This is a genomic window from Pantoea sp. GM_Pan_3, from assembly GCF_026541045.1.
Classification (GTDB): domain Bacteria; phylum Pseudomonadota; class Gammaproteobacteria; order Enterobacterales; family Enterobacteriaceae; genus Pantoea; species Pantoea anthophila.
Window position 1 is genome coordinate 192,383 of sequence record NZ_JALNVA010000002.1, and the last position, 14,025, is coordinate 206,407.

Annotated in this window: 12 protein-coding genes and 1 other annotated feature; of the genes, 2 read left to right on the forward strand and 10 right to left on the reverse strand. The window is 57.1% G+C overall.

All coding sequences use genetic code 11. The features are described from left to right. Positions 1–132 precede the first annotated feature (132 nt). Both dnaJ and dnaK read right to left on the reverse strand, forming a co-directional pair. Positions 133–1,278, reverse strand: a complete 1,146-nt coding sequence (gene dnaJ / locus OXR04_RS08695) for a molecular chaperone DnaJ (protein ID WP_009092225.1) — start codon at positions 1,276–1,278, stop codon at positions 133–135. 104 nt (positions 1,279–1,382) lie between these two features. Further along, a complete protein-coding gene (gene dnaK, locus OXR04_RS08700) occupies positions 1,383–3,293 on the reverse strand; it encodes a molecular chaperone DnaK (RefSeq protein WP_009092227.1) in 1,911 nt (636 codons plus the stop codon). A 296-nt stretch (positions 3,294–3,589) separates the two neighbouring features. Here dnaK and satP point away from each other — a divergent pair, with 296 nt between their 5' ends. Next, positions 3,590–4,165 (forward strand): acetate uptake transporter, encoded by a 576-nt coding sequence (gene satP / locus OXR04_RS08705; RefSeq protein ID WP_267369786.1) that lies wholly within the window; start codon positions 3,590–3,592, stop codon positions 4,163–4,165. Positions 4,166–4,197: 32 nt separating this feature from the next. Here the strand turns inward: satP and OXR04_RS08710 are convergent, their stop codons facing one another. From OXR04_RS08710 to tal, 3 genes are all read right to left on the reverse strand, one after another. Continuing rightward, positions 4,198–5,505, reverse strand: a complete 1,308-nt coding sequence (locus OXR04_RS08710; RefSeq protein ID WP_267369785.1) for an MFS transporter — start codon at positions 5,503–5,505, stop codon at positions 4,198–4,200. 104 nt (positions 5,506–5,609) lie between these two features. After that, entirely contained in the window at positions 5,610–6,197 is a 588-nt protein-coding gene (gene mog, locus OXR04_RS08715) for a molybdopterin adenylyltransferase (RefSeq protein ID WP_009092232.1), read from the reverse strand. 125 nt (positions 6,198–6,322) lie between these two features. Continuing rightward, positions 6,323–7,276 (reverse strand): transaldolase, encoded by a 954-nt coding sequence (gene tal, locus OXR04_RS08720; RefSeq protein ID WP_009092233.1) that lies wholly within the window; start codon positions 7,274–7,276, stop codon positions 6,323–6,325. Between the two features lie 209 nt (positions 7,277–7,485). Here tal and yaaA point away from each other — a divergent pair, with 209 nt between their 5' ends. Further along, positions 7,486–8,259, forward strand: a complete 774-nt coding sequence (gene yaaA, locus OXR04_RS08725) for a peroxide stress protein YaaA (protein WP_046101187.1) — start codon at positions 7,486–7,488, stop codon at positions 8,257–8,259. Between the two features lie 36 nt (positions 8,260–8,295). On the opposite strand, the gene thrC is transcribed toward yaaA, so the two are convergent. The 5 genes from thrC to OXR04_RS08750 form a co-directional block, all read right to left on the reverse strand. Then, positions 8,296–9,579 carry a threonine synthase gene (thrC, locus tag OXR04_RS08730; protein WP_046101186.1) on the reverse strand — a complete coding sequence of 428 codons (1,284 nt, stop codon included), beginning with the start codon at positions 9,577–9,579 and terminating at the stop codon, positions 8,296–8,298. Positions 9,580–9,582: 3 nt separating this feature from the next. Beyond that, positions 9,583–10,512 (reverse strand): homoserine kinase, encoded by a 930-nt coding sequence (gene thrB, locus OXR04_RS08735; protein ID WP_058957752.1) that lies wholly within the window; start codon positions 10,510–10,512, stop codon positions 9,583–9,585. 2 nt (positions 10,513–10,514) lie between these two features. Next, the gene (thrA, locus tag OXR04_RS08740) at positions 10,515–12,977 is read right to left on the reverse strand and encodes a bifunctional aspartate kinase/homoserine dehydrogenase I (RefSeq protein ID WP_267369784.1); all 2,463 of its coding nucleotides are present in this window, start codon (positions 12,975–12,977) and stop codon (positions 10,515–10,517) included. Positions 12,978–13,003: 26 nt separating this feature from the next. Then, positions 13,004–13,122 (reverse strand) — a sequence feature (Thr leader region). Continuing rightward, positions 13,061–13,129: a thr operon leader peptide gene (gene thrL, locus OXR04_RS08745; RefSeq protein ID WP_111209051.1), complete on the reverse strand. Its 69-nt coding sequence runs from the start codon at positions 13,127–13,129 to the stop codon at positions 13,061–13,063. Its footprint overlaps the feature before it by 62 nt. Positions 13,130–13,334: 205 nt before the next feature. Further along, positions 13,335–14,021, reverse strand: coding sequence for a tRNA/rRNA methyltransferase (locus OXR04_RS08750; protein WP_267369783.1), 687 nt, complete (start codon positions 14,019–14,021; stop codon positions 13,335–13,337). Between the last annotated feature and the right edge of the window lie 4 nt (positions 14,022–14,025).

A 14,025-nucleotide genomic window follows, 5' to 3' on the forward strand; every position in this document is an offset into this window, starting at 1 on the left:
TGCCCGGCGTTGTCGCTCGCGTTGACCGGAACATCCGCAGGCCCGGCTACGCTGCGGAGCAGTCGGTGTGCAGCATCCCTGATCAGAGGCCAAAAAAAACGGAGCCCAGGGCTCCGTTTTATCTTTCCCGGTTTATCGGGTCAGGTCGTCAAAGAATTTTTTCACACCGTCGAAAAAGCTCTTGGAGCGCGGGCTGTTGTGCTCGCCGCTCGGACCGCCAAAACTCTCTTCCAGTTCACGCAGCAGCGATTTCTGTTTCTCGTTCAGGCTGACCGGTGTTTCCACCACGACGCGACACAACAGGTCACCAACCGCACCACCGCGGACAGATTTCACGCCGCGTCCGCGCATGCGGAACAGCTTGCCGGTCTGGGTCTCTGACGGCACTTTCAGCTTCACGCGTCCATCCAGCGTCGGCACTTCAATCTCACCGCCCAGCGCCGCCATCGCAAAGTTAATCGGCACTTCGCAGTAGAGGTTATTCTCTTCACGTTCGAAAATCGGGTGTTTCTTCACCGAGACCTGAACATAGAGATCGCCCGCTGGCGCGCCCTGCTCGCCCGCTTCGCCTTCTCCGCTCAGACGGATACGATCGCCGGTGTCGACCCCGGCCGGAATTTTCACTGACAGCGTTTTCGACTTCTCAACGCGACCGTGACCGTGACAGGCGTTGCACGGATCTTTGATCACCGAGCCGCGACCGTGACAGGTCGGACAGGCCTGCTGAACGGTGAAGAAGCCCTGGCGCATCTGCACCTGGCCTGCACCGTGACAGGTCGAACAGGTTTGTGGCTGCGTGCCCGGTTTCGCGCCGCTGCCGTGGCAGACATCACACTCTTCCAGCGTTGGAATGCGGATCTCTTTGGTCACGCCGCGTACCGCTTCTTCCAGCGTCAGCTCCATGTTGTAGCGTAAATCGGCGCCGCGGGATGCGCGCTGACGGCGTCCACCACCAAAGATGTCACCGAATACGTCGCCAAAGATATCGCTGAAGTCTGCACCGCCGCCGCCAAAGCCGCCGCCGCCGAATCCACCGCCACCCATGCCGCCCTGTTCAAAGGCTGCATGACCATATTGATCGTAGGCCGCACGCTTCTGCGCATCGGTCAGGATTTCGTACGCTTCTTTAGCCTCTTTGAATTTGGCTTCGGCTTCTTTATCTCCGGGATTACGATCCGGGTGAAATTTCATTGCCAGGCGTTTGTACGCCTTTTTGATTTCACGCTCGTCCGCGGATTTGGCGACGCCTAAAATCTCGTAGTAATCACTCTTCGCCATGTTTATTTAGCCCTTAACATGATCGCACGGGCGTGGAGAGATCTCCGACGCCCGTGCTGGTTTCAACGGCTGTCAGGCCAGCCGTCGCGCCCGGTCAGGGGCAATTATTTCTTGTTGTCTTTTACTTCTTCGAATTCAGCATCGACAACGTCGTCATCTTTCTTCGCTGACGCATCACCGGCATCGGCTGCACCTGCCTGAGACTGCTGTGCGGCTTCCATCAGTTTGCCGGACACTTCCATCAGCGCCTGCATTTTGGCGTCGATTTCCGCTTTGTCTTCGCCTTTCAGCGCAGTTTCCAGCGCGGCCAGTGCGGCTTCGATTGGCGCTTTGTCATCTGCTGACAGTTTATCGCCGGCTTCTTCCAGCTGCTTACGCGTGCTGTGGGCAATCTGATCGCCCTGGTTGCGCGTCTGTACCAGCTCTTCGAACTTACGGTCAGCTTCTGCGTTCGCTTCCGCATCACGCACCATTTTTTCGATCTCTTCGTCGTTCAGACCGGAAGAGGCTTTGATGGTGATTTTCTGCTCTTTACCGCTGTTCTTATCTTTCGCCGACACGTGCAGGATACCATCCGCATCGATGTCGAAGGTGACTTCGATCTGCGGCATACCGCGAGGCGCAGCCTGGATACCGTCGAGGTTGAACTGGCCCAGTGACTTGTTGTCATTGGCGCGCTTACGCTCACCCTGCAGCACGTGAATGGTCACGGCTGACTGGTTATCTTCAGCAGTCGAGAAGACCTGGCTGTGCTTGGTCGGGATAGTGGTGTTTTTGCTGATCAGCGACGTCATCACGCCACCCATGGTTTCGATACCCAGTGACAGCGGGGTTACGTCCAGCAGCAGCACGTCTTTCACGTCGCCACCCAGTACACCACCCTGAACCGCAGCACCGACAGCAACGGCTTCGTCCGGGTTCACATCTTTACGTGGCTCTTTACCAAAGAACTCGGTGACTTTCGCCTGAACCAGTGGCATACGGGTCTGACCACCGACCAGGATAACGTCGTTGATGTCAGAAACCGACAGGCCCGCATCCTGCAGCGCAACTTTCAGTGGCGCGATTGAGCGAGCAACCAGATCTTCAACCAGTGACTCCAGCTTAGAGCGGGTCACTTTGATGTTCAGGTGCTTAGGACCGGTCGCATCTGCAGTGATGTACGGCAGGTTAACGTCGGTCTGCTGAGCAGAAGAGAGCTCGATTTTCGCTTTCTCTGCGGCTTCTTTCAGACGCTGCATCGCCAGAGGATCGTTGTGCAGATCGATGCCCTGATCTTTCTTAAATTCAGCTACCAGATAGTTAATCAGACGGCTGTCGAAGTCTTCACCACCCAGGTGGGTATCACCGTTGGTTGCCAGAACTTCAAAGGTTTTTTCGCCATCAACTTCGTCGATCTCGATGATAGAGATATCGAAGGTACCGCCACCCAGGTCATACACGGCGATGGTGCGGTTACCCTGACCTTTGTCCAGGCCGTAGGCCAGTGCAGCAGCGGTTGGTTCGTTAATGATACGCTTAACTTCCAGACCCGCGATGCGGCCTGCATCTTTGGTCGCCTGGCGCTGTGCATCGTTAAAGTATGCCGGAACGGTGATCACCGCTTCGGTCACTGGCTCACCGAGGTAATCTTCGGCGGTCTTTTTCATTTTCTTCAGCACTTCAGCCGAAATCTGCGGCGGTGCCATTTTCTGGCCTTTCACTTCCAGCCAGGCGTCGCCGTTGTCAGCGCTGGCGATTTTGTACGGCATGATTTTAATATCACGCTGAACTTCTTCGTCCTGGAAGCGACGACCGATCAGACGCTTAATTGCGAACAGGGTATTCTGCGGGTTGGTCACTGCCTGACGTTTAGCCGGTTGACCGACCAGAATTTCGCCATCCTGTGTGTACGCAATAATTGAAGGCGTGGTGCGATCGCCCTCGGCATTTTCCAGCACGCGTGCTTTGGTGCCATCCATGATCGCAACACAAGAGTTGGTTGTACCCAGGTCAATACCAATAATCTTACCCATCTAAACATCTCCCACTTAAATTCGTTGCCAATTTGGGTTGTGAACCTTTTATGTGGGCGGGTTGTTTGCATTCAACCTGCCAGCACATGCTTTTTTTCCAACGTTCACAACGCTCGATGAGAAGTAAATGGGGCCGCTTCGATGCGCATCAAGGGTTAAACCAAAAAAAATTTTCACCTCTGGCCCGGTCGGGATCAAAGAACCCAGGCAGAACGCTGAATATGATGCGCCGCTCCGCTCGATGGAGTGAAGCGGAGCGCTTTTTATCATCAACGTTTACTGACCGCCGAGGAACTATGGCAAATTCAACACTGGCCAACCCTGCCCCGCTGGGATTAATGGGATTTGGCATGACAACGGTTTTACTTAACCTGCACAACGCGGGCCTGTTCACGATGGACGTCGCGATTCTGGCCATGGGGATTTTTTATGGTGGGATTGCGCAGGTGCTGGCAGGCCTGCTGGAGTTTAAAAAGAATAACACCTTTGGGCTGACGGCCTTTACCTCTTACGGGATGTTCTGGTTAAGCTTTGTGGCGATTCTGCTGCTGCCGAAAATGGGCCTCGCGAACGCCCCCGACGAACGTTTTCTGGGGGCCTGGCTGCTTCTGTGGGGCATCTTCACGCTGTTTATGTTTGTCGGCACGCTGAAAGGTGCGCGGATGCTGCAGTTTGTTTTCGCCACGCTCACGCTGCTGTTTCTGCTGCTGGCCGTAGCGCATCTGATGCATCTGCCTGCGCTGGTCACCACGGCAGGCTGGGTTGGCCTTCTCTGCGGCGCCAGCGCCTGCTATCTGGCCATGGGGGAAGTGCTGAACGAAACCTTTGGCCGTACCGTTCTGCCGACGGGCGAGAAGCCCCATCACGCCTGATAAGACGCGGAGTCAGGCTCCGCGTCCTCTCACTACAGCGAATTAACCCCCTGATGCAGTTCTGGCTCGTGGCTGATATCACGCCGCAGCCAGATCCCCGTAACCAGTCCCACCAGCGCCAGTGCCATCACATACCAGCATGGGGCCATCACCGACACATTCATCAGTAGCGACACAAAAATCGGTGTCAGGCCGCCGAAAATCGCATAGGCGAGATTGTAGGAGAAGGAGATACCGGTGAAACGGACTTCCGCCGGAAAGGCACGCACCATCACGAATGGGACGGCGCCCACGGCACCAACGCTGAGGCCGGCCAGTCCATACAGCAGGAAGAGCTGCTGCGGATAGAGTGCAGTCAGATGATAAAACTGCCAGCAGCAGATCGCCAGCAGCAGGCTGCCGACACACAGCGTGCGGCTGGCACCGAAGCGATCGGCCGCCAGGCCGGCAATAATACAGCCGAAGCAGAGCATGACGGTGGCCAGGCTGTTGGCCTGCAGCGTCAGCGCAGGCGCAATGCCCAGCTGTTTTTGCAGCCAGACCGGGGACATCAGGATCACCACCACGATGCAGGCGGAGAGCAGCCAGGTCAGCAGCATGGAAATGACGACCGATTTTTTATGTTCAGCCAGCACGGTTTTCAGTGGCAGCTTACTGGAGAGCGCTTTACGCTGCTGCATCTCCACAAACACCGGCGTCTCATGCAGCCAGCGGCGCAGCACCATCGCGCCCAGCCCGAACAGGCCGCCGAGGAAGAACGGGATGCGCCAGCCGCCATCATGAATCGCCTGGGGTGAGAGTGAGGTATTGATCAGCGTCGCCACCAGCGACCCCAGTAAAATCCCGATGGTCAGCCCGGCCGTCAGTGTGCCGCAGGCGATACCGATACGTTTATAGGGCACATGCTCAGCGACAAACACCCAGGCTCCCGGCACTTCGCCACCAATCGCCGCCCCCTGCAGCATCCGCATCAGCAGCATCAGTAACGGTGCGGCCACGCCGATGGTCTGCCAGGTGGGGAGCGCGCCCATCATCAATGTCGGCAGCGCCATCAGCATAATGCTCAGGCTGAACATCTTCTTACGCCCCACTTTATCGCCAAAGTGGGCCATCACGATGCCGCCCAGCGGACGTGCCAGATAGCCGGCGGCAAAAATGGCAAAGGTCTGTAGCTGGCGCAGCCACTCGGGAATATCGGCGGGGAAAAAGAGTTCGCCAATGACGGTGGCGAAGAAGACAAAAATGATGAAGTCGTAAAATTCCAGCGCGCCGCCCAGTGCGGCCAGCGCCAGGGTTCTGTAACCCTTACCGGTCAGACGCTGCGTAGAGGTCAGGTTCATAATAGTCCAGAGGCAAAAGATCGGGTTGTAAAGATCTAATTACTATACCGTCAATCTTTTGCCACACCAGCCGGGCTATAGCTTATGCCTGAAATGGACAATATTTAGTTGTTTATCTCACGTATCGCGCTTTTAGGCCGAAATGCTGCTACCACGTCGCGATGAGTTTCGACATACGGGCCTTCCAGCAGCTGTAAACAATAAGGTACAGATGCAAAAATGCCGTGGACTTTGACGTTGCCCTGCTCATCTTTCAGCCCCTCCAGTGTCTCCCTGATCGACTTCGGCTGACCAGGCAGATTGAGGATCAGTGACTGCTTACGGATCACGCCAACCTGACGCGACAGAATCGCGGTCGGCACAAACTGCAGGCTGATCTGGCGCATCTGCTCACCGAATCCGGGCATCTCCCGATCGGCGACGGCTAAGGTGGCGTCGGGAGTGACGTCGCGCCGGGCCGGGCCGGTGCCGCCAGTGGTCAGCACCAGATGGCAAAAGCGTTCATCGACCAGCTCGCAAATCGCCTGCTCAATCATCGGCTGCTCGTCCGGCACCAGTCGGGACTCCATTTCGAACGGGCTGCTGATGGCCGTGCTGAGCCAGCTCTCCAGTGCGGGAATCCCCTGATCCTGGTAGATGCCGTTCGCGGCGCGATCGGAAACCGAGATCAGGCCAATGCGTAATGTATTCATGGTTAGCTTCGCTGTGAATGACCGCGGTGCGGTGGAGTAAAAGGGGAATAGCCGAAAGGATAATACAAAGTGAAAGGGTCGGAAAAGGGAAAACCGTGACGGCCTGCGCCGTCACGATCGGAGGATTACAGCAGTTCTGCCAGCATCTTCTCAAGTTTGCCCTGGTCAACGGCAAAGTTGCGGATGCCTTCTGCCAGCTTCGCTACCGCCATCGGATCCTGGTTGTGCTGCCACAGGAACTCAGACTCGGTCATGCGGGCCGGACGCGCTTTCACTTCACCGCTGTAGCTCAGTTTACGCTCCAGGGTTCCTTCGCTCTCGGCCAGCTCTTTCAGCAGCGCAGGCGAAATGGTCAGACGGTCACAGCCAGCCAGCTCGATGATTTCGCCGGTGTTACGGAAGCTGGCGCCCATCACGACGGTTTCATAGCCGTGCTGCTTGTAGTAGTTGTAGATTTCAGAAACAGAAACCACGCCTGGATCTTCGTGTGCCGCGTACTCTTTTTTGTCGGTGTTGGCTTTGTACCAGTCCAGAATACGACCCACAAACGGAGAGATCAGGAAGACGCCCGCTTCGGCACAGGCACGCGCCTGAGCGAAGGAGAACAGCAGCGTCAGGTTACAATTGATGCCCTCTTTTTCCAGCTGCTCCGCGGCGCGGATACCCTGCCAGGTTGAGGCCAGTTTGATCAGGATGCGGTCATTGCTGATACCGGCATCGTTGTAGAGTTTGATCAGACTACGGGCTTTATTGATGCTGCCTTCGGTGTCGTAAGAGAGACGCGCATCCACTTCGGTCGAAATACGGCCCGGGATCAGTTTGAGAATTTCCAGACCAATATTTACGGCCAGCTTGTCAGAAACCAGCTGCAGCTGCTCATCTTTATCGCTGCTCTGCTCACGCGCCCAGCCGATCGCTTCATCGATCAGTTTACGGTATTCAGGGATTTGTGCGGCGTTAAGAATCAGAGAAGGGTTAGTCGTGGCATCCTGCGGCTGATACAGCTTCATGGCTGCGATATCACCGGTGTCGGCAACGACGGTGGTGAGCTGACGCAGGGAGGTAAGTTTGTCCGTCATGTTCTTTTCTCTTAGTTAACTGTCAGTGTGAAAAAAGGCTGTTGCGATAATATCACGCGCCAACGGTGGCGCAAGGTCAGGGAATGCCGTTTACGATAGCGCGAACAAATAGGTGTGATTCGTCATTCTTTGCGGCTTTTTTGCTACACTGCGGAGCCTGATAAGCCGCCAATATCCTGTTAAAGCAGGCATTAAACGAGGAAGCAACTATGTTGATGGTGATCTCTCCCGCCAAGACGCTGGATTATGACAGTCCGCTGGCGACAACCCGCTATACCCAGCCTGCGCTGTTAGAAAAGTCACAACAGCTGATTGAGATTGCGCGTGACCTGTCACCGGCCAGCATCGCCTCGTTGATGGGCATCAGCGACAAACTGGCGCACCTGAATGCCGAGCGGTTTAACAGCTGGCAGCCCGACTTCTCGCCGCAGAATGCCCGCCAGGCGATTCTGGCGTTTAAAGGCGATGTTTATACCGGTTTGCAGGCGGAAACGTTCAGCGATCAGGATTTCGATTTTGCGCAGCAGCACCTGCGCATGCTGTCTGGCCTGTATGGCGTGCTGCGTCCACTCGATCTCATGCAGCCTTACCGCCTGGAGATGGGCATTCGGCTGGCAAATCCGGCAGGTAAAGATCTCTATACCTTCTGGGGTGACCTCATCACCGAAACGCTGAACGCCGCACTGGCGGAACAGGGCGACAACGTTCTGATCAACCTCGCCTCGGATGAATATTTCCGGGCGGTCAGACCGAAAGCGTTACAGGCGCAGATGATTAAGCCGGTGTTCCTGGATGAGAAAAATGGCAGCTACAAAGTTATCAGCTTCTACGCCAAAAAGGCGCGCGGCCTGATGAGTCGCTATGTGATTCAGGAGCGCCTGACAAAGCCGGAGCAGCTTAAGGCGTTTGATCTGGAAGGCTACCGTTTTGATGCAGCCAGCAGCAGCGAAAGCGAGCTGGTGTTCAAGCGCGCGGAGCAGTAGCCCCGCGCGTCTTCTCTTTCCCGCAGCCGGGAAAGATTATTTCAGCAGAAATGCCCGCAGCGCGGCAAAGTCCGCCTGCATCTGATGTGACAGCAGCGGGAGTTCCGCACGCTCCGCCAGCTCCGGCGGCAGCGTCAGGGTCTGCTCAAGGATCGCTTCCACGCTTTCACGGAATTTGGCCGGATGGGCGGTGCCGAGGAACAGGCCATACTCGCCCTCCTGCAGCTGATCGCGCAGCAGACGCCAGGCGATGGCGGCGTGAGGCTCAGAAATGTAGCCAATCTCAGCCAGTTCACGCATGGCGGCACGGGTGGTTTCGTCAGAGACCGCACCGCAGGCCAGGTCGGTCAGCCGCCAGGTTTTACGGCGGAACAGCTCTTCCACACGCGGCCAGTTGTTCGGCTGGCTGACATCCATCGCATTCGACAGGGTCGCGACCGTCTGGTTAGGCTGCCACTCGCCGTTTCCGAGGAAGCGCGGCACCGTGTCATTGGCGTTAGTGGCGGCGATAAAGCGCTTGATCGGCAGCCCCAGTGATTTCGCCAGCAGACCCGCCGTTAAATCCCCGAAGTTGCCGCTTGGCACGGAAACCACCAGCTGATTGCGTTTTTCCTGCGGCAGCTGCGCCACCGCTTCAAAGTAGTAGCAGATCTGCGCCAGCAGGCGGCTGATGTTGATGGAGTTAGCTGAGTTCAGGCCAATCGTCTTTTTCAGCGCTTCATCATCGAACGCCTGCTTGACCAGCGCCTGACAGGCATCGAAATCGCCGTCGATGGCGATAGTTTCGATGTTGCCGCCCAGCGTACAGAAGAGTTTCTCCTGCAGCGGGCTGATCTTGCCCTGTGGATAGAGGATCACCACACGCACATTCTCCATGCCGTAGAAGGCGTGGGCCACGGCCGCACCGGTATCACCGGAGGTCGCGGTCAGAATCGTGATCTGCTCGTCTGAACCGGAAACATAGGAGAGCATCTGCGCCATAAAACGGCCGCCGAAATCTTTAAACGCCAGCGTCGGGCCGTGGAACAGCTCCAGACAGGCCACATCTTCACTGACCGCTTTGACCGGTGCCGGAAACGCAAACGCGGCTTTAACACGCTCATGCAGCTGTTCGGCCGGGATCTCATCACCAATATAAGCCGACAGAATTTTGCTGCTGCGGCTGACAAAATCCATCTCCAGCATCGCGTCGATGTCTGTCAGTTCAAACTCCGGCAGTTCCAGCGGAAAGAACAGACCCTGCTGCGATCCCAGACCCTGTTTCACCGCCTGGGCGAAGCTGACCTGCTCGTTGTGATCCTTAAGATTGTAGAGTTTCATGCGTTATCCCAATTGTCGTGCGCCAGCCGTGTCGAGACGGCAGATATGGACGAAGCCTTCATCGTTCTGCAGATAGTGCTGGCTCAGCCAGTCAGCCATCCGCTGTGCCGTTTCCATCTGATTGCAAACGGCGAAAAGTGTCGGACCAGAGCCTGAGATACCGCACGCCAGTGCGCCGATATCTTTGGCCGCCTGTCGCGCCTCGGCGAAGCCCGGCAGCAGTCTGGTGCGATAAGGTTCAGCAATGACATCCTGCATAAGTTTAGCGGCCAGCAGCGGCTGACGCGTATGGCAGGCGTGAATGAAGCCCGCCAGCAGGCGGCCATGCTTGATGCACTCCTCTTTGCGGTACTGCGCCGGTAAAATCGCGCGCGCTTCGGCGGTCGAGACTTTAATGCCCGGATAGGCCATGACCCACAGCCAGTCATCAAAGCCGGGCACGGCCTGGCTGATAATCTCATTCTCCTGCAGCATCAGCTGAATGCCCCCAAGGAAGCAGGGCGCGACGTTATCGTAATGAACGCTGCCGGAGATGCGCCCTTCCAGCTCGCCCATCAGCGTCAGCAGGGTGCTGTCATCGAGGGGCTTACCGCAGAATTCATTCATCGCGACCAGACCGGCCACCACCGAGCAGGCGCTGGAGCCCAGCCCGGAGCCGATGGGCATGTTCTTCTCCAGCGTCATCGCCACCGGGATCTCTTTGCCCACCGCCTCGCAGAAGCGCTGCCAGCACTGATAAACGATATTCTCTTTAGGATCGGCGGGCAGCTTACTGACAAAACGTCCGGCGTTGGTCAGTGAAAAGTGCTCTGCCGCCTCCACGGAGACGCAGTCACCCAGCAGGGAACCGTCCACCGGCGAAACCGCCGCGCCCAGCACATCGAAGCCGACGCTGACGTTACCAATCGAGGCCGGTGCGTAAATTTTTACCATTTTTAAACTCCCAACTTCCATGACAGCGTGCGCAGCAGGTCGGCAAAGACACCGGCCGCTGTCACATCATTTCCTGCACCGTACCCGCGCAGCACCATCGGGATCGGCTGATAGTAGCGGCTGTAAAATGCCAGCGCATTCTCGCCATTTTTCACCTTAAAGAGCGGATCGTTGCTGTCTACGGCGTCAATTCTGACTTTGCAGACGCCGCCCTCTTCGATCAAGCCGACATAGCGCAACACTTTACCCGCATCACGCGCCTGCGCAACCCGCGCGGCAAAGGCGTTGTCCAGCTCGGGCAGGCGCTGCATAAACTGCTCAACGTCTGCAATGTCGGTCAGGCTGGCGGGCAGCAGCGGCTCAATCTCAATATCCGTCAGCTCCAGCTGATGACCCGCTTCGCGCGCCAGGATCAGCAGCTTACGCGCCACGTCTGTGCCGGCGAGATCGTCACGCGGATCGGGTTCGGTAAAGCCCATCTCCCGCGCCATCTGAGTCGCCTGAGACAGGGAGACGCCTTCATCCAGCTTGCCGAAGATAAAGGAGAGCGAGCCAGACAGGATGCCGGAGAAGCGCAGCAGCTCATCACCCGCGTTCATCAGGTTCTGCAGGTTTTCGATCACCGGCAGACCGGCACCGACGTTAGTATCATAAAGGAACTTGCGGCGCGATTTGGCCGCGGCGGCACGCATCTGCTGGTAGTAGTTCCAGGATGAGGTGTTAGCCTTTTTGTTCGGCGTCACCACGTGGAAACCTTCGCTGAGAAAATCGGCATACTGATCGGCGACCGCCTGGCTGGAGGTACAGTCCACAATCACCGGATTAAGCAGATGATACTCTTTGACCAGCCGGGTCAGGCGCGCCAGATTGAAAGGCTCTTTGGCTTCGCTTAATGCTGCTTCCCAGTGGCTCAGATCGATGCCGTGAACATTCGTCAACAGCGCATGCGAGTTGGCGATGCCGCAGACCCGCAGGTCGATATGCTTCTGCTTCAGCCACGCCTGCTGGCGATGTAACTGATCCAGCAGCGCACCGCCGACGCCGCCGACGCCCACCACAAAGACTTCGATAACCTGATCGGTGGCGAACAGCATCTGATGCACCACGCGCACCCCGGTGATCACTTCGTCGTTGTTAACCACGACGGAGATGGAACGTTCAGAGGAGCCCTGCGCAATCGCCACGATATTGATGTTGGCGCGCGCCAGCGCCGAGAAGAATTTGGCTGAGATGCCGCGCAGGGTGCGCATGCCATCGCCCACCACCGAGATCACCGCCAGATTTTCAATGATATCCAGCGGGTCCAGCAGGCCATCTTTCAGCTCCAGATAGAACTCCTCTTCCAGCACCTGACGCGCCCGCGCCAGCTCGCTCTGCGGCACGCAGAAACTGATGCTGTATTCAGACGAGGATTGGGTGATCAGCACCACGGAAATGCCGGTGCGCGACATCGCCGCAAACACCCTGGCCGCCATCCCGACCATCCCTTTCATGCCGGGACCGGAGACGTTAACCATCGCCATGTTATTCAGGTTGGTGATGCCTTTCACCGGATTTTCATCCTGCTCGCCTTCTGCCCCAATCAGGGTGCCGGGCGCCTGCGGATTGGCGGTGTTTTTGATCAGGCACGGGATCTGGAACTGCGCGATGGGCGCAATGGTGCGGGGATGCAGCACCTTGGCCCCGAAATAGGAGAGCTCCATCGCTTCCTGATAGGACATCGATTTCAGCAGGCGGGCATCCGGCACCTGACGCGGATCGCAGGTATAGACGCCATCGACATCGGTCCAGATTTCACAGCAGTCGGCGCGCAGACAGGCGGCCAGTACGGCCGCCGAGTAGTCTGAGCCATTACGGCCCAGCACCACCAGCTCACCGCGCTCGTTGCCGGCGGTAAAGCCCGCCATCAGGATCATATTCTGCGGCGGGATCTGGCTGGCTTCGATGCGACGGGTCGATTCGGCGATGTCGACGGTGGACTCCAGGTAGTGACCGACAGCGAGCAGCTTCTCTACCGGATCGATTACGCTGACCTCATGACCGCGTGCCTGCAGCAGCGCTTCCATAATGGCAATCGAGAGCTTTTCACCGCGGCAGATGATCGCCGCGTTGACGCTGTCCGGGCACTGCCCCAGCAGGCTGATGCCGTGCAGCACCTGCTTCAGCTGCGCAAACTCCAGGTCCACGCGGGTTTTCAGCCGCTCATATTCAAAGCCAGGCTGTGACTCAGCGAGGCCCTGCAGCAGCTCGCTGAAGATGCGCTCAGCGTCGCTGATATTCGGCAAAGCGTCCTGACCACTGATGGTTTTTTCAATCATCGCCACCAGGTGGTTAGTGATCTTTGCTGGCGCAGAGAGCACGGTTGCAACCTGTCCTTGTTGCGCATTACTTTCCAGAATGTCAGCGACGCGAAGAAACCGCTCCGCATTCGCTACCGAGGTCCCGCCGAATTTCAGCACTCGCATGATATAAACTCTCCTGAATTTAAGCCGAAAAAAAAGCCCGCACTGGTTAGGTGCGGGCTTTTTTTCTGTTTTTCCTGTATGCGTCAGCCCGCACCGTTACCTGTGGTAATGGTGATGGTAATAATTGTGGTGTTCAGGCTGATTTTACGCATTGAGATTTTTTTCTGTCTGTCTTTGTCTGTCCGTCTGGCATCCAGAAGTAAAGCAAAGCGCACATTAAGTCAACCCGATTTGTCCGGCGGGCCCGTTTCCCTGACTGCGCAGAGCCACCGGCGAAATCGTAAAACGCTCTTTGATCGTTTGCGATGCTGAACTTCTCTGCGATCTGTTACTGCAAAATCAGATTTTCGCCGAGGATTAATCTGCGAGTTTTTTTTCAATATCGTGCAGCAGACGATGCATCATCGCCGTGTCGCGCTGTTCCAGCAGCCCCACCCGCTGATCGATCCAGCCAGAGAGTTTCTCATCATCACTCACCTCCAGCTGCGCCAGCAGCTGATGCAAGCGCTGCCGCAGCGCCTGCAACTGCTGCCCGTCTGCGGCGGCGGTAAGCGGAGCCTCAACCTGATTCAGCTTCGACAGCTGATAGCAGTAGACCATCACCGCCTGGCCGAGATTGAGTGATGGATAGTCATTCGCCATCGGGATGCCGGTCAGCAGATCGACCTGCTCCAGCTCCTCATTGGTCAGCCCGCTGTCTTCGCGGCCAAATACCAGCGCCATACTCTTTACCCACTGACGCTTCTCCAGCAGCTGTGTTTCAACCTGCTCTGGCGTGGCGTAGTAGCGAAACTTTGCCCGACTGCGCGCAGTGGTGGCGACGGAGAAGTCGATGTCAGCTAATGCGTCAGCCAGCGTTGCAAACGTCTGGACGTTATCGAGGATCTCACCCGCGCCATGCGCGACCCGGCGCGCGGCCGGGTCCTGCCAGGCGTCGCTGGCGACAATGCGCAGCTGGCTGAAGCCCATGGTTTTCATGGCGCGCGCCGCAGCGCCGATATTTTCTGGCCGCGCGGGCGAGACGAGAATCAGGGGGAAGAGCATATTT